The 15,634-nt window shown below is 70.9% G+C and carries 13 protein-coding genes; 3 read left to right on the plus strand and 10 right to left on the minus strand.

Annotated elements, in window-relative coordinates; all coding sequences use genetic code 11:
• Positions 1–158 precede the first annotated feature (158 nt).
• Positions 159–1,007 carry a LysR family transcriptional regulator gene (locus IE318_RS12815; protein ID WP_189899794.1) on the minus strand — a complete coding sequence of 283 codons (849 nt, stop codon included), beginning with the start codon at positions 1,005–1,007 and terminating at the stop codon, positions 159–161.
• A gap of 104 nt (positions 1,008–1,111) precedes the next feature.
• On the opposite strand from IE318_RS12815, the gene IE318_RS12820 reads away from it, so the two are divergent.
• Together IE318_RS12820 and IE318_RS12825 are read left to right on the plus strand one after the other, a co-directional pair.
• A complete protein-coding gene (locus IE318_RS12820; protein ID WP_229903487.1) occupies positions 1,112–1,888 on the plus strand; it encodes an SDR family oxidoreductase in 777 nt (258 codons plus the stop codon).
• 115 nt (positions 1,889–2,003) lie between these two features.
• Positions 2,004–2,171, plus strand: a complete 168-nt coding sequence (locus IE318_RS12825) for a DUF5133 domain-containing protein (protein ID WP_229903488.1) — start codon at positions 2,004–2,006, stop codon at positions 2,169–2,171.
• Positions 2,172–2,744: 573 nt separating this feature from the next.
• On the opposite strand, the gene IE318_RS12830 is transcribed toward IE318_RS12825, so the two are convergent.
• From IE318_RS12830 to IE318_RS12855, 6 genes are all read right to left on the minus strand, one after another.
• Entirely contained in the window at positions 2,745–3,449 is a 705-nt protein-coding gene (locus IE318_RS12830) for a hypothetical protein (RefSeq protein ID WP_189899796.1), read from the minus strand.
• Between the two features lie 72 nt (positions 3,450–3,521).
• Positions 3,522–3,869 (minus strand): DoxX family protein, encoded by a 348-nt coding sequence (locus IE318_RS12835; RefSeq protein WP_189899798.1) that lies wholly within the window; start codon positions 3,867–3,869, stop codon positions 3,522–3,524.
• Positions 3,866–5,899, minus strand: coding sequence for an acetoacetate--CoA ligase (locus IE318_RS12840; protein WP_189899800.1), 2,034 nt, complete (start codon positions 5,897–5,899; stop codon positions 3,866–3,868). The genes IE318_RS12835 and IE318_RS12840 overlap by 4 nt, the downstream gene beginning before the upstream one ends.
• 16 nt (positions 5,900–5,915) lie before the next feature.
• Positions 5,916–7,523: a bifunctional 3-(3-hydroxy-phenyl)propionate/3-hydroxycinnamic acid hydroxylase MhpA gene (gene mhpA / locus IE318_RS12845; protein WP_189899802.1), complete on the minus strand. Its 1,608-nt coding sequence runs from the start codon at positions 7,521–7,523 to the stop codon at positions 5,916–5,918.
• Positions 7,520–8,458, minus strand: coding sequence for a fumarylacetoacetate hydrolase family protein (locus tag IE318_RS12850; protein ID WP_189899805.1), 939 nt, complete (start codon positions 8,456–8,458; stop codon positions 7,520–7,522). Before IE318_RS12850 ends, mhpA begins: the two co-directional genes overlap by 4 nt.
• The gene (locus IE318_RS12855) at positions 8,455–9,600 is read right to left on the minus strand and encodes a VOC family protein (RefSeq protein WP_189899807.1); all 1,146 of its coding nucleotides are present in this window, start codon (positions 9,598–9,600) and stop codon (positions 8,455–8,457) included. The genes IE318_RS12850 and IE318_RS12855 overlap by 4 nt, the downstream gene beginning before the upstream one ends.
• 138 nt (positions 9,601–9,738) lie before the next feature.
• On the opposite strand from IE318_RS12855, the gene IE318_RS12860 reads away from it, so the two are divergent.
• Entirely contained in the window at positions 9,739–10,377 is a 639-nt protein-coding gene (locus IE318_RS12860) for a TetR/AcrR family transcriptional regulator (protein ID WP_189899809.1), read from the plus strand.
• Here IE318_RS12860 and IE318_RS12865 read toward each other — a convergent pair.
• The 3 genes from IE318_RS12865 to IE318_RS12875 all read right to left on the minus strand — a co-directional run bounded on the left by IE318_RS12865 (position 10,343) and on the right by IE318_RS12875 (position 15,534).
• Positions 10,343–10,993 carry a TetR/AcrR family transcriptional regulator gene (locus IE318_RS12865; protein WP_189899811.1) on the minus strand — a complete coding sequence of 217 codons (651 nt, stop codon included), beginning with the start codon at positions 10,991–10,993 and terminating at the stop codon, positions 10,343–10,345. The genes IE318_RS12860 and IE318_RS12865 overlap by 35 nt on opposite strands.
• Positions 10,994–11,101: 108 nt before the next feature.
• Entirely contained in the window at positions 11,102–12,148 is a 1,047-nt protein-coding gene (locus IE318_RS12870) for a zinc-binding dehydrogenase (RefSeq protein ID WP_189899813.1), read from the minus strand.
• Positions 12,149–12,312: 164 nt separating this feature from the next.
• Positions 12,313–15,534: a bifunctional cytochrome P450/NADPH--P450 reductase gene (locus IE318_RS12875; protein ID WP_189899822.1), complete on the minus strand. Its 3,222-nt coding sequence runs from the start codon at positions 15,532–15,534 to the stop codon at positions 12,313–12,315.
• Positions 15,535–15,634: the final 100 nt, after the last annotated feature.

Here is a 15,634-nt window from a genome sequence, read left to right on the forward strand (position 1 = left end):
AGCGGGCCATCACCGAGAACGACGAGGTGACGCTGGAGTACGTGAAGGCGATGTACTCCAAGTTCGTCTCCACGATGAGGGAGTCGAGCTACAACCGGGAGATCTACCGCACCGATTGGATGCAGAGCCAAATTCAAAGAGCGCCATCAGGGCGGCGGTCACAGCGCGGTCGCCGCGCGGATCAGACCCGCGACGGCCGTGGAGCGGCTGTGCGGGGGCCAGGCGATGACCGTCGTGACGCGCGGTGCGTCGACGACCGGTACGGCGGTCAGGCCCTCTGCCAGGCCGGCGCGGCCCGTCTCCGGGACGATCGCGCAGGCCCGGCCGAGGGCGATGAGCTGGGTCAGCTGGGTGTGGTCGCGCACCTGCGGACCGGGTCCGTCCGGGAAGGTGCCGTCGGGGCGGGGCCAGCGGGGCAGGGGCAGATCCGGCAGGCCGGTGATCTCGCCGAGCCGCAACTCCGTCCGCGTGCCGAGTGGATGTCCCGCCGGGAGGATCGCGACCTGGCCCTCGGTGTGCAGTTCCTCGGTCTCGAAACCGGCCGTGTCGTCGAACGGCCGGTGCAGCAGCGCCACATCGGCCCGGCCGTCGCGCAGCACCGGCGCCTGCTCGCCCGGCCCGCACAGGAGCACGTCCACGGTGACCGCGCCGGGTTCGGCCGCGTAGGCGTCGAGGAGCTTCGCCAGCAGTTCGCTGGAGGCGCCGGCCTTCGCGGCAAGGACCACGGCGGGGCGGCCGGTCCCGGCGAGGGCTGCCCGGCGGGTGCGCCGCTCGGCCGCCTCGACGGCGTCCAGCGCGGCCCGCGCCTCCCGCAGCAGCACCGCCCCGGCCCCGGTCAGCGTGACGCCCCGGCTGCCGCGCTCCAGGAGGGCGGCCCCCAGACGCCGTTCCAGCCCGGCGATCGCCCGCGACAGCGGGGGCTGGGCGATCCCGAGCCGTTGCGCGGCCCGGCCGAAGTGCAGTTCCTCGGCGACCGCCACGAAGTACCGCAGCTCACGTGTCTCCACCCCGCCAGCGTAACCCGGCCGACCAGGGGCGATACCCGGCCGGTATCGCCGCCCACCCGATCGGTCTTGGACCCGCCGCGGGGCGCGGGAGAACCATCGGAGGCATGAGCGAAACGAACGAGACGAACATCGTCGGTGAACAGGTCGACGGACAGCCCGGTGAGCAGAAGGTCGCGCTGGTGACCGGCGCCAACAAGGGCATCGGGTACGAGATCGCCGCCGGACTCGGCGCTCTCGGCTGGAAGATCGGGGTCGGTGCGCGGGACGAGGCGCGGCGCGAGGCCGCCGTGGCGAAGCTGCGCGCGGGCGGGATCAACGCGTTCGGGGTGCCGCTGGACGTGACGGACGACTCGAGCGTGACCGCGGCGGCCCGGCTGATCGAGGAGCGGGCCGGACGGCTCGACGTGCTGGTCAACAACGCGGGCATCACCGGCGGCGGTCCGCAGGAACCCACCAGGGTCGATCCGGACCGGGTGCGGGCGGCCGTGGAGACCAACGTCATCGGCGTCATCCGCGTCACCAACGCCCTGCTGCCGCTGCTGCGCCGCTCCCCGTCGCCGCGGATCGTGAACGTCTCCAGCAGTGTCGGCTCCCTCACGCTGCAGACCACGCCCGGCGCCGAGACGGGCCCGATCTCCGCCGCCTACGCGCCGTCGAAGACGTTCCTCAACGCCGTCACGGTGCAGTACGCCAAGGAGCTGGCCGCCACGAACATCCTGATCAACGCCGTCTGCCCCGGCTACACGGCCACCGACCTCAACGCCTTCCAGGGGGTGCGCACCCCGCAGCTGGGCGCGGTCTCCGCGATCCGCCTGGCCACCGTCCCGGACGACGGCCCGACGGGCCGCTTCTTCTCCGACGAGGGCGAGATCCCCTGGTGACGGTCCTGCTCACGAGGGCGAAATACCCCCTGCCAGGCGCACGGCTCGCTGCATCCCGGCAGGCTCGCGCTGTCAGGACCGTCCTGGGGAGAAGGGGTCGACGAGCTCGACGACGGTGATCGCGACGCAGGCCGCCGACGGCGCCGAGACCGCCCGTCGGCTCGAGGACGCGGTCTACACGCTGTGTGTGGTCACCGGCATCCGCCGGCTGGACACTGCGCTGTCTGTCGCCCGGCGGCAGATGGCCGAGGTCATGAGGCAAGAGCAGCCCCTCCGCCACTGATACGCCGCCCCTCCAAGTAATGGATACGTTGCACCGCGGCTGTGAGGATGCGGACGCTTGCAGACCCACACCGACGTGGACCTGGGACCGACCCATGCGAGGTAAGCAAAGTGCCGCGAACAGGCCGTTTCGCCTGGGTGATCACGCCGAGGAACGAGTCGGCGTCCCGAAGCACAGGGGACGATTCGGGACGCCGCGAGGAGCCGTCCCTGCTGCAACCGGGGCACGCGGACCGGCCCCCCGCGTCGCCGCAGCCCGAACCACAGCAGGGACGAGGCCTGCGGCGACGCGCCGATCACCAGCACCACAGCTTCCCGATGCCGTGTCCCCGGGCGGTGTGTCAAAGGTCGCCGTCGTGGATGGCCCGGGCCGCGGGTCCAGTTGATCCTGAGGAGGTCCTCCCGGAGCACAGTGGGACTTGGGCCGGCTGATCACACGCATCGATGCGGAGCTTGAGCGCCGACCTCGCGGCGGCCGGTTGCGTCGACTGGCGCGAGTGATCGGTGCGGTGGCTGTGGTGGCACCGGCGGGGCCGGTGCCACCGCTGTCCACGTCGGAGGACGGACGGCGATGTCAGCGGCTCGTGCCGGCGTCACCTTCGTCATTCGAAGGGTCTCCCTGTCTCCTGCCGCCCGGAGGGGAGCCGTCCCCGTGCTCTTCCAGCAGTTCGAGGAGCGCGGCATCCGCTCTTTTCTGGTCTTCCTTCGTCAGCTCGAGCGGTGCGTTGTTGTAAACGGTGTGGCGATCTGGATCGATGATGTTGGCGGCCCTCAAGCTGAACGTCAGCAAGGGGCGCCAACCCTTGCAGTGGCCGACCCGCACCTGTATCTGGGTCTTGTAGTCACGGGCCTCCGGGAGGAAGCCGGAAAACGGTGCCTCGAACTCGAGGAAGAGCTGTTGCGCTTCTCTGCCGGGCACGACGAATCCCGCCGGCAGCCTCGCCTCCTCGTCCGGACCCGGTTGGAGCCGGGACGGGGAGGACACCCACAGGAGCGGCAGATGAGAGGCAGGCTCATCAGGGAAGGTCAGGATGAGGTCCTGCACGACGATCGGTTTGGGACCGGTGTTGTGCAGGACGAGCGGCAGTCGTAGGCGTGCCGTGGAACCGTGGACGATCGCCGCGAAGGAATGAGGTTCCCACGCCTGCAGGCGTCCCTGTCGGGCGTTGAGCCACCAGAACGACGCGACGGTGAAGAGCAGTGCGCAGGCTGACACCACACTGGCGCCTGTAAGCGATGAGGACGCGATCTGATCCGCCGCGACCATCAGCGGAACCACAGATTCAGTCTGCCAGCCCCGTCGTGGGCTCGCTAACAGGACGAGTGGAGGCTGACAGTCCCCCGGAACGGGTCAGGGGCCGGCGAGGAGTACGAGATACCAGGCGACCAAAGCAGCGCATGTCACCGCGGGGAGGAGTTTGGTCAGCCCGTCGCCCTTGCGTACGTGCGTGGTCACGGCACCGGCGAGCAGCATCAGCAGTCCGATGCCGGCCAGGCCACCGCACAGCGGTACGACCGGGCCGAGGGCCACGCCGATGGCGCCCGCCAGCTCCAGCCCGCCGATGACCCGGTAGGCCGCAGTGGTGAAGCCGGCGTGGGCGGCCAGCTCGGGCATCGGACCCAGGGCCAGAATCTTGGCCGCGCCCAGCAGGGCGAAGATCAATGCGATGAGACAGGTCAGCGAGGCGGAGAGGATCACGAGACGCCCTCAGGGGTGCGCGGGTGGCGGAGCCGGCGGCGTTCGGCGCCCAGGCCGGCGAAGTAGGCGATCAGGTCGGGGTTGTCGACCGCGGCGTGGTTGAGGACCTGGTCGGCGCGGGCGCCCTGGAGGAGGCGCTTGACGGGGACCTCGAGCTTCTTGCCGGTCTTCGTGTGCGGGATGGCCGGTACGGCGAGGATCTCGTCGGGGACGTGGCGGGGCGAGGCGCCGGTGCGGATCGCCTCGCGGATCTTCTCGCACAGGGACTCGTCCAGGACGGTCCCGTCGGCGAGGACCACGAAGAGCGGCATCCAGTAGCCGCCGTCGGGTTCCTCCGCCCCGATGACGAGGGCCTCGGCGATCTCAGGGAGGTGTTCGACGATGTCGTGGATGTCGGCGCTGCCCAGGCGTACGCCGTTGCGGTTGAGGGTGGCGTCGGAGCGGCCGTGCACGATCACCGAGCCGTGGGAGGTGAGGGTGATCCAGTCGCCGTGCCGCCACACGCCCGGGCAGGCGCTGAAGTAGGCGTCGCGGTAGCGGCTGCCGTCGGGGTCGTTCCAGAAGTACAGCGGCATGGACGGCATGGGCCGGGTGACGACCAGTTCGCCGACCTGGTCGACGACCGGCCGTCCCGCGCCGTCGTACGCCGCGAGCGCCACGCCGAGGTTGGGGGCCGACAGTTCACCCGCCCACACCGGAGTGGTGGGGGCGCTGCCGGCGAAGCCGGAGACGACGTCCGTGCCGCCGCTGGTGGAGGCCAGCTGGACGCCTGCGCCGACGTGGTCGCGGACCCAGGGGTAGGCGGAGGCCGGCAGGGCGGAGCCGGTGCTGCCGATGACGCGGATCGCCGAAAGGTCGTGCACGGCGGGGTCGACGCCGAGCTTGGCCATGGCCAGCAGATACTGGGGGCTGGTGCCGAAGACGGTGACCTTGTGGCGGGCCGCCAGCTCCCACAGGACGTCCGGGCGCGCCACCGGCGCGGGGCTGCCCTCGTAGGTGCAGGTGGCGGCGCCGGTCAGCAGGGTGGAGACGACCAGGTTCCACATCATCCAGTGCGTGGTGGTGTACCACAGCAGTCGGTCTCCGACGCCCAGGTCGCTGTGCAGGCCGAGGGTCTTGAGGTGCTCCAGCAGGACGCCTCCGTGGCCGTGGACGATGCCCTTGGGCAGCCCGGTGGTGCCGGAGGAGAAGACGATCCACAGCGGGTGGTCGAACGGCACCGGAGTGATGGTGAGGTACTCGGCGCGGCCGGCCGCGTCCTCCCAGGGCACCGTCAACCTCGCGGCCCGGGTCGCGGGCCACGCGAGGCCCAGGTGATCCACGAGGACCGTGGCCTTGAGCGTGGGAAGGGCGGCGGCGAGGTCGAGGGAGGCGGCGCGGCGGTCGTGGCGGGTGCCGTTGAAGAGGTAGCCGTCCGCCGTGATGAGCACCGTGGGTTCGAGCTGGGCGAAGCGGTCGGCGGCGGCCTTGGGTGCGTAGTCCTGGCCGCACACGGACCACACCGCGCCCAGGCTGGCGGTGGCGAGGAAGGCGATGACGGCGTGGGGGGTGTTGGGCAGGTAGCCGACCACCCGGTCGCCCTGTCCGACGCCCATGTCGCGCAGGGTGGCCGCGACGGAGGCGACCTGGGCGCGGAGCTGTCGGCCCGTGATCTCGTAGCCGGCTCCGGTCTCGTCCAGCGCGGTGACCGCGGGGGCGTCCGGGTGCAGGTTGCGCAGTGCGTGGTGGGCGTAGTTGAGGGTGGCGCCGGGGAACCAGCGTGCGCCGGGCATGGCTTCCTCGGCCAGCACCCGCTCGTACGGAGTGGTGGCGTCGATGTCGAAGTACTCCCACACCGCGGCCCAGAATCCTTCCAGGTCCGTGACGGACCAGTGGTGCAGGGCCTGGTAGTCGGTCGGGTCCGGAATCCCTTCGGCGCCCTGGTGTCGGGCGGCCCAGCGGGCGAAGTCCGCGATGCGGCTGCCGGCGGCCGCTCGGGGGTCGGGCGGGAGGAAGGGCTCCGGACAGGGCGTGGAGTGCGGGGTGGTCATGGTGTGCTGTTCCTCGTCAGGGTGCGGGCCGGGCTTCGGCGGGGCGGCGGGCCGTGTGCAGCAACGGGGCCCAGGCGGCGGTGTCGGTGAAGTCGCCGGTGCCGGTGGGGACGGTGTCCATCACGACGCGGTCGGGGCGCAGGAGGACGGCGTCCGCCCGGCCGCGTGACAGCCAGGCGGCCAGCGTGCCGTCGTCGTCCAGGTCGCCGACATGGATCACGGATGCGCCCAGGGCCGTGGCCACGCCCGTCATCCGTGCCGTGGGCGGCAGGGCGGTCAGCACGGCGAAGGAGTCCCCGAGGATGTCGTCGAGGCGCTCTCGCCTGCCGTCGACGATCACCCAGGGTTGCGGGCAGAAGGTGCCGGCCAGTGAGCGGCCGGTCAGCCGGGGGCGGCGTCGTACCAGCGGATTGGCGGTCAGTGCGGGACTGAGGTCGCGGCTCACCGCCGCGGTCACACCGGGGATGCGGCAGGCCGCGCCCACGACGGCCCGGCGGATGGCCGCACCGCGGTCCTGTCCGCCGGTCATGGCCCAGCCGACGGCGACCGCGACACGGATCACGTGGCGGGCGTGCGGCTTGCGTTCCTGCTGGTAGGTGTCCAGCAGTCGGTCGTCCGCGCCCTGCTGAAGGACGCGGGCGAGTTTCCAGGTGAGGTTGCGGGCGTCGCGCAGGCCCGCGCACAGGCCCTGCCCGATGAAGGGCGGGGTGAGGTGGGCGGCGTCGCCGAGCAGGAAGACGCGTCCGCGGCGCCACCGGTCGGCGAGGCGGGCACGGAAGGTGTACCGCGCCTGCCGGATCACCTCGAAGTCGTCGCCCCCGCCCCCGTGGGCAGCGGACGGCAGGTCGACCCAGGGGGCGACCAGCTCGTGCAGCTGTTCCAGCTCTTTCGGGCCGTCCAAGGTCTCACCCTCGGCCAATCGGAACTCCCAGCGGTAGCGGTCTTCGCCGACTCGCATGAAGGTGGCCGGGCGGGTGGGGCAGCAGATCTGCTCGGCGCCTTCCCAGGTGCGCACCGGGAGGCTCGTGCGCACGTCGATGACCCGCCAGCTCTCCTCGAAGTGCAGGTCCTCCCACACGGCGCCGATGGCGTCGCGGGTGATGCTGCCCGCGCCGTCGCAGCCGAGGACGGCGTCGGCCCACACGTGCTCGTCCTCATCGCTGCCGTCGCGGCGGAAGGTGACCCGGACCGGAGCCGTTCGGTCGGTGTCCTGGCTGACGGACACGACCTCCACCCCGCCTCGCAGCTCGCACTCGGGGCGACGGGCCAGGGCGTCGCGCAGCAGCCGTTCCAGCTCTGGCTGGTCGAACATGCTGGTCTGCGGGAAGCCGTGGTGGCCGTGCAGGGACCGTGGGAACTCGGCGATCACGCGGCGCCGGGCGTCCAGCAACCGCAACCCGGGCGCCGGCCTGGCGAGAGTGGCGAACTCCTCGTGGACGCCGACGCTCTGCAGGATGCGGCGGACCTCGTCGTCCACGACGACTGCGCGCGGCAGGGGGTAAATGTCCCGGTGGCGTTCGAGGAGCAGGCTGGGCACTCCGTGCCGGGCGAGCAGGAGCGCGGCCGTGACTCCTACGGGTCCCGTGCCGATGATCACTACCGGTCTCCGGGATGCGGCGCTCACGTCGCGTCCGCCACAGCGGTCCGCTGCTCGCCCAGGTCGATCCGCCCGTCGGGGGTGGCGATCGAGGCGGTGACGAGGTCACCGTCGCGCAGATACCGGGGGTTCTTGGCCTGGCCGTTGAAGAACGCCTTCCACTTCAGCGCGGGCGGCAGCAGCGCGGCGATCTTCTCGACCGGCTTGGGCGGGGCCTTCAGGGCGGTGCCGCCGGGCGTACCGGTCAGCAGCAGGTCGCCCGGGTCGAGGGTCTGGAAGCGGGCGAGCAGGGTGAGGGCCTGCGCGGGCCGCACGATCATGTCGGCCAGTGTGCGGTCCTGACGCGGTACGCCGTTCACCGACAGCCGCAGTCGCAGGTCGATCAGACGGTCGAAGTCCTCCGGCTCCAGCAGGGCCAGGTACGGACCCGTCGGGGTGAAGGTCGGGTAGGACTTGCTCTCGTAGAACTGCGTCTTGGTCAGCTGTACGTCGCGGGCACTGACGTCATTGGTGAGGACGAGCCCGGCGACATACGAAGGAAGGTCCTGCTCCTCCACAACTGTGCCCACCGGGATCGTCGCGCCCATGACGAGGCCGAGTTCCACCTCGTAGTCGAGGAAGTTCACGTGTGCCGGGCGGACGATCGCGTCGTGCGGGCCGCTGACCGAACCGGACGCCTTGCGGAAGAAGGTGGGCGGTATGTCGCCCGTGAAGCCCGAGTCCTTGGCGTGGCTGCGGTAGTTGACCATCTGGGCGACCACCCGGCACGGGGTGGTGACCGGAGGCAGCGCCACCAGGTCGGCGACGGGTGTGCCGCTCTCGCCGGAGGCGGCGGCCTCCCGGACGGCGGCCCGGTCGGCGAGCAGTTCGGCGGTGGTGACCGCCTCGGTCTCGATGCGGACGGCGCGCTCGTCGCGGACAGCCCACCAGCCGTCGGTGGTGCGCAGCACGTTGGTGCTCATGAGCTCATCGCTTTCATCAGGCCCAGCAGGCGTGCGGGGTCGAGTTCGTTGTCGTCGCGCAGGGCCCTCATGACCTCGCGCAGCTTGGACGGGGACGGGCTCGCGCCCAGGAAGTCACGCGTGACCGGCGGGCCCCACTGGGCCAGTCCGCTCGCCGACATCGGCGCCCATCCGGGTTCGAGGTCGCAGGAGAACAGGTCGCCGTCGGCGAAGTGCTCCAGCATGAAGCGGTCGGGGTCGCGCCAGTAGTCGAAGAGCTGGCTGCCCTGGATGTGCCGGCCGATGCCCCAGCTGCGCCGGTAGCCGCGCTCGGCCAGGTACTCCCCACCGGCGGCGATCGCGTCGAGGTCGGTGACCTGGTAGGCGGAGTGGACGTAACCGGTGCCCGGCCCGAGGTGCAGGGCGAGGGTGTGGTGGTCCACGGGCGTGCTGCCCTGGTCGCAGCGGATGAACGCCATGGTCGGCCCGCGACGGCGCTGCCCGTCCAGGAAAAGGAAGTCGGACACGATCATCCCGAGGGTGTCCAGGTACCAGTCCAGGGTGTGGGTGAACGTCCTCGTCTCCAGCACCACGTGGCCGAGGCGCTGGATGCGGGACGGCTCACGGGGCGGTCGCTGGGTGGTGTTCGTACGACGGCCTTCGATGCCGGTGTTGAGGACCAGCGGCTGCTGCCCGGGCAGCGCGGGAAGCGGCTCGGCGCAGTGCACCACCCGGACCGGGAGCCCCGAGGGATCGAACAGGGCGACCGACCGGCCGCCGCCGGGGACGTCGATGTCCCGGACGGTGTTTCCGACGGCGGCGGCCAGCCGGTCCACATCGGTCCGTTCGGCCGCGCGGAACGCGGGCCCGAGGAAGCGGGAGGCGTGGCCGCGCCGGATGACCATGCAGGGCGAGCCCGCGAACGTGCCGCGCAGCCACAGCTCGTGCTCGGTGCGGGCGGCGATCGCGAAGCCGAAGTCGCGGGCGAACACCTCGGCCCGGTCCAGGTCCGGCTTCTCGAACTCCAGCCAGGCCAGGTCCGCCACTTTGATCACGGGATTCCGGGCTCGTCCGGGGTGTTCACCGCGTAGGGGGCCCTGCTCACTGTGGAGGTCTTGGTGGGGCGTCAGAGGACCGCCCTTGTCAATGGGGATGTGGGACATGGTGTCCTCCAAGCAACACTGCCGTAATGAGGAAATCATCAACTCTGCTGTTTCCCTCCGTCAATAGGTGCAGCCCAAATAGTTGATGATCTCATCAGTAATGGCAGTGCCATCGTTGCGGTGGTTACACTGGCCCGTATGCCGACGTCAGCCCCGCCCAAGAACCGCTTCGAGCGACGCCGCGCGGAGACCCGCCAGGCGCTCGTCCGCGCGGCCCGGCAGATCCTCGCGGAAACCGGGGACACCAGCGCGAGCATCCAGGCCATCGCCGAGCGCGCCGATGTCGGCTTCGGGTCCTTCTACAACCACTTCGAGTCGAAGACGGAGCTGTTCGACGCGGCGGTGACGGACGCCCTGGAGGAGTTCGGGCAGGTCATCGACGAGCGCGTGGAAGGCATCGACGACCCGGCCGAGCTGGTCGCGGTCGGCTTCCGGCTCACCGCCCGGATGGCCGACTCCCACCCGGAACTCATGCGGATCCTGCGCGACCGCGGCCTGGCGCACATCCACTCCGACCGCGGCCTCGCCCCACGCGCCCTGCGCGACCTGGAGATCGGCATCGCCTCAGGTCGTTTCACCTGCGGCAACGCGACCACCGCCCTGTCCGCCCTGGGCGGCACCCTGCTGTCCCTGGTGGCTCTGCGGCTGGACCGCCCGGACCTCGACGGCGACGAGGCCGCCTCCGACCTGGCCGAGATGGTCCTGCGCATGCTCGGCCTCGCTGCGGACGACGCCCACGAGGTCACCCGGCGTCCGCTGCCCGATCTCGCCCGATGACCTCCTGCACCTGAAGCGCGGCCCTCTGTGGCGCTACGCCGGCGGCGACGAGGAACGCGGTGGCCGCGGCCTCACCAGTGGGGTCCGCCCACGAGCATGCGGCGTTCTCCTCGGCGAGGGCCAGCATGAGGGCCTCCAGCGCTTGGGCGAGGACGGGTGCAGGAAGGTGGTCCGCGAAGACGCCTTCGCGCTGACCGCGCCGTAGGGTTGCGACGGCTTCTGCGCGGGCCGGTGCCAGGGTGGTGCGGATCGCGTCCTCTCCCAGATGGCGCCGTCCCAAGGCGATGAGCACGCGGTAATGGCCGCCCACCGGCCATGCCGCCAGCACCATCCGTGTCATCGCCTCGACCGGGTCGGCATCCGCGGTACGGGCTCTGGCGAACGCCTGCCGGAGTTCACGGCCTGCTTCCCGTGTCAGGTCGGCGATCAGCGCATGCCGGCTGGGGAAGTGTCCGTAGAGGGTGCGCCGGGCGACGCCGGCTGCCTGAGAGATGCTGTCGAGGCTCGCGTCCGGGTCCTCCCGCAGTTTCTGCCGGGCGGTCGCGAGGATGCGTCGGCGGTTGGAGTGAGCATCCTTGCGCCGCGAAGTACGGCCCGGGGTGTCGGTCGTCTGCATGGTTCTGTCTCTCCACGGTTGCCGGAAAGCCGTGGGCGCCGGTGCTCCCTCACGCACCGGCGCCCACTCACCCCTGCCCAGGGTGGCTTGGTGTCCTGCTGACGGGCGTCAGGGGACGAGGATGAGGCGGATCGGGTCGCCGATCTTGTTCTCCAGTCGGTGGACGGCGTCGGCGGCTTCGACGAGCGGGATGTGGTCGGTGATGGAGGGGGCCAGGTCGAGGCGGCCGGCCGCGGTCAGCTGCACCAGCTCGGAGACGGACTCGGGGAAGCCGCCGTAGTGGCCGCGCACCTGCTTCTGCAGGTAGTTGAAGGTCAGGCCCTCGGTGATGGTCAGGGGCCGGGGTGTGATGCCCACCAGGATCAGGGAGCCGCCCAGGCCGAGCACGGAGGCGGCCTGGTCGCGGACGGCGGGGACGCCGGCGCAGTCGAAGGCGAAGTCCAGGCCGCGTCCGCCGGTGGCTGCGCGGACCTGGTCGGCGAAGTCGGGGGCTGCCGGGTCGAGCGCGAGGTCCGCGCCGAAGGCCAGGGCGCGCTCGCGGGCGCTGGGCAGCGGGTCGACGGCGATGATCGGGGCGGCGCCGACCAGACGGGCGAGGCGTACGTTGTGCGCGCCGACTCCGCCGACTCCCCAGACGCCGACGGACTGGGCGGCACGGACGCCCGCGGTGGCGACGACGGCGGCGTAGGGGGTGGAGACCGCGTCGGGGATGATCGCGGCCTGGTCGAAGGGGAGGCTGTCGGGGATGGGGATGAGGGTGTCCTCGCGGGCGATCACGTACTCGGCCCAGCCGCCGTCGTAGTCGATGCCGGCGGTGAGCATCTGGGTGCAGGGGCGGTGGCGCACGCATCCGGCGCACGTGCCGCAGGTCTTGCCGGCCTCCAGGGTGACGCGGGTGCCGACGGGCAGGCCGCGCTTGAGGTCGGGGCCGTGCGTGTGGATGACACCGGAGACCTCGTGGCCGACGGTGACCGTGTCGGAGGTGGCGAACAGCGGGACGAGGGAGCCGTCGAGCAGGTGGACGTCGGAGAGGCAGACGCCGGCGGCCTTGACCTCGATGAGGACCTCGCCCGGGCCCGGCACGGGGATCGGGACCTCTTCCACGGCGAACTTCTTGCTGTCCAGGTGGAAGCGTCCGGCGAGCATGGTGTCCATGGTGATCTCCTTTCTGTGAGCGGCACGGCCCGGTGGTTAGGGTCGATGGGTGCCGTGTGGTGTCTGGGGGCTTGTGGTGGCCGGGAGGCGTACGGCCGGCAGCGGGGGGGTGCCGCACGCCTCCCGGCGGCTGGGGGTCACACGCCTCGACGGCGTTGTGACGGTCAGGCGAAGACGTCCTGCTGGTAGCGCTCGTCCGCTTCGAGCTGGGCGAGCCACTGCTGGGCGGTCTCGTCGTCGCTGCCGGTCTTCTGGCGGTGGATGGCGGCGAGGGCCTCGCGGACGGCGGGGGCCATGCGGCGGCCGTCACCGCAGACGTAGACGTACGCCCCGTCCTCGATGGCCTGCCACACCGTGTCGGCGGCATGGGCGATGGCGTTCTGCACGAACCGGGCGGGGTGGCCGGTCACCGCGGAGAAGGCGGTGTGGATCTGCGCGATCCCGGCCTGCTCCCAGTCCTGCATCTCCTGCTTGTAGAAGTAGTCGTGCTCCGGGTGGCGGCAGCCGACGAAGACCTGCGACGCGCCCACCTGGGTGCCGTTCGCGTGCTGTGTCGCCCGCTCCTCCAGGAAGCCGCGCAGCGGCGCGATGCCGGTGCCGGGGCCGATGAGGATCAGCGGCGTGGCGGGGTCGGCGGGCGGGGCGAACGTCGGGGAGGGCACGCGGACGTAGCCGTAGACGACGTCTCCAGGCTCGAGGCCGGCGATGTAGGCGGAGCAGGTGCCGCGGTACTGGCCGTCGCCGGACAGGGCCGGACCTTCCAGCAGGCCGACGGTCAGGCGCACATGGCGCGGGTTGGCGGACGGGGCGGAGGAGATGGAGTAGAAGCGCGGGCGGATGGGGCCCATCATCTCCAGGAAAACCGCCAGCGGCAGCTCGACGGCCGGGAAGCGCTCCAGCAGGCCCAGGACGGAGATGCGCTTGCCGAGGATCTCCTTCTGGTAGCGCTCCTCGGCTTCCTGGGTGTCGGCGGTGTACGCCTGGAGCTGGGGCCGGGTCCACGGGCACTCGGTGTACTCGGCGAGCGTCTGGATCTGGGACCGGGTGGCCACGTCCTGCAGCTCCAGGAACTCGGTGAGCAGGATGCCGGCGGTGACCGGGGTGCCGACCGGCAGGTGGGTGCGGCCACCGGCGGGCTGGTCGAGCCGGAGCACCTGGTCGTAGTCGACGCCGAGCCGCCTCAGCGCGCGCTCCACCAGGGCGAGTTCGTTCTTGGCGAAGACGGCCAGGTGGTTGCCGGTGTCGTAGGTGGCGCCCTCGGGCAGCTCGAAGGTGATGGACCTCGCGGACGGGCGCGGCGGCTCGATGCTGAAGTCCCACAGACCGGTCGCGTCGGCCACGAGCTCCTCGTTGGCCACCACGGTGAGCGGGTACGCCTGCTCGGAGACGATCGCGGGGCGCACGTCGGGTTCGGTGAGCAGCTGGACCTGGTAGCGGGGGCCGCTCGCCTGGGAGGTGTCGGCGGCGTACTCCTCGGCCAGAGTGGCCCACAGGTTGTCCATCCACCGCGTGGCCATGCCGTCGAAGTCACCGGCGGCGTCCGCGATGCCGCGCTCGACGATGGGGGTGGCGCCGGCGGCCAGCAGACCTTCCTCGATCCGCTTGGGGAATGCCTGGTAGGTGGCCACCCACTGGGTGTTGCCGGCGCCCAGCAGCGCGTACCGCACGTTCGCCAGCGAGCCCTCGGGCAGCCCGGCGGCGAGCAGGTCGTCGAAGCGCTGGGCGTTGTCGGGAGCCTTGCCGTTGTAGCTGGCGGCGACGACGGCGAGCAGGCCCTCGGAGGGCAAGTTGTCACCCAGCTCGTCCAGGCTGATGAGGGTGGTGCCGAAGCCGGAGCGCTCGCCGCGGTCGGCGATGGTGCGCGCCAGGTCCTCACACGAACCCAGGCTGGAGCCGTACGCCACCGTCAGGTTCACACCCACACCGCTGACCGCGGCCTGGGCCTGGGTGTCGTCCGTCTTCCGGTTCACGGCACCGAAGACGTTCCGCTCGTGCTCCTTGCGGCGGCGCACGACCAGTTCGAAGTCGCCGGGCTTGCGGGTCAGCGCCTCCTTGACGTCCATCCTGTAGTCGGCTGTGTCGGAGAACTTGAACTTCTGCAGCACCAGCGCCAGGACCAGGCGGGCCTCGGTCAGCGCGAACTGCCGGCCGATGCAGGCGCGCACACCGTTGCCGAACGGCTTGTAGGCGTGCGGGTGCTGCTTGGCGCGGTTCTCCGGCAGCCACCGGTCGATGTCGAACTCGTCGGGACGGTCCCATGCCTTGGGGTGGGTGTGCAGCGGTTCTTCGAGGATGTTGACCCGCGTGCCCTTCTTGAGCTGGTAGCGGCCGCCGATGACGGTGTCCTCAAGCGGCGCCTTGCCGATCAAAGGGATGGGGGCCCACAGCCGCAGCGTCTCGTCCAGGATCCGCGGGATGACGTCCATCTGCATGATCGTGTCGTAGTCCGGGACCGTGTCACCGGGCATCAGCCGGTCCACCTCGGCGTAGGCCTGCGCCAGCACGTGCGGGTTGCGCATCAGCGAGTAGGTGGCGAACGACAGCAGACCGCTGGTGGTCTCGTGGCCGGCGATCAGGAACGTCAGCACCTGGTCACGGACGTTGTCGTCGGTCAGCGCCTTGCCGGTCTCCGGGTCGGTGGCCTCCAGCATCAGACCCAGCAGGTCCTCCTCACCGCCGCCCTTCCCCTCGCGGCGCTCCTTGATCACGCTCTCGACCAGGTCCTGCATCAGCCGGATGTTGTCGCGGTACTTCCGGTCGTCCGCCTTGCGCAGCTTGGTCATCATCGGCAGCTCCTGCGAGCGCCGCAGCGACTCGATCAGCGATTCCAGCAGCGCGTTGAGGAAGGGGTGCAGCTCCTCCTTGTCGAAGGAGTCGAACCGGTAGCCGAACCCCGACAGGGCGATCGTGTCCAGCGTCAGCCGGGTGTAGTCGTCGGTGATCTTGACCGGCTTCCCCTCCCGGCGCTCCCACTTGCCCGCCAGGTTCTGGGCGATCTCCAGCATCTGCCCGAAGTAGCCCCTCATGGCCCGCTGGCTGAAGGCCGGCAGCAGGATCCGGTGCGCCCTGCCCCATTCCTCTTCGTGCTGGTGCGCGGTGAACAGGCCCGCGTTCAAGTAGTCCCGGACATGGGCCAGCGGCGTCTTGTCGATCTGCTTGAAGAACCGCGTCTCGTCGCTGACCTCGGCCACCAGGTCCGGGTCATAGACGAAGACCTGCTCGATACCGGCGATGTCCATGCCGTAGATGCCCTCGGGGAACTGCTTGGACAGTTCGGCGAAGTACCCGAACGGGTTGGTGTCGGGGATCTGCGGCGTGTTGCCGAGGAGCGGGATCCCGCGCGGGGAACGGATGGGGCGAAGGTCGTTCGCGGAGTGCGTGGTCATGTCTTGCTCCTCTGCGGAGGGGGCGGAGGGGGATGGGCAGGGCGCGCTGCGCAGATCGATGCGTGGCGCCGTACGGAAACATACGCCGTATGGAATTTGA

It is taken from the genome of Streptomyces spiralis (genome assembly GCF_014654675.1).
Taxonomy (GTDB): domain Bacteria; phylum Actinomycetota; class Actinomycetes; order Streptomycetales; family Streptomycetaceae; genus Streptomyces; species Streptomyces spiralis.

Bases quoted from the DNA above. Each gene is read 5' to 3' on its own strand.
- IE318_RS12820 (WP_229903487.1), top strand. From the start codon at position 1,112: ATGAGCGAAACGAACGAGACGAACATCGTCGGTGAACAGGTCGACGGA.
- IE318_RS12840 (WP_189899800.1), bottom strand. From the start codon at position 5,899: ATGACCACCCCGCACTCCACGCCCTGTCCGGAGCCCTTCCTCCCGCCC.
- IE318_RS12850 (WP_189899805.1), bottom strand. From the start codon at position 8,458: ATGAGCACCAACGTGCTGCGCACCACCGACGGCTGGTGGGCTGTCCGC.
- IE318_RS12855 (WP_189899807.1), bottom strand. From the start codon at position 9,600: ATGTCCCACATCCCCATTGACAAGGGCGGTCCTCTGACGCCCCACCAA.
- IE318_RS12860 (WP_189899809.1), top strand. From the start codon at position 9,739: ATGCCGACGTCAGCCCCGCCCAAGAACCGCTTCGAGCGACGCCGCGCG.
- IE318_RS12865 (WP_189899811.1), bottom strand. From the start codon at position 10,993: ATGCAGACGACCGACACCCCGGGCCGTACTTCGCGGCGCAAGGATGCT.
- IE318_RS12870 (WP_189899813.1), bottom strand. From the start codon at position 12,148: ATGGACACCATGCTCGCCGGACGCTTCCACCTGGACAGCAAGAAGTTC.
- IE318_RS12875 (WP_189899822.1), bottom strand. From the start codon at position 15,534: ATGACCACGCACTCCGCGAACGACCTTCGCCCCATCCGTTCCCCGCGC.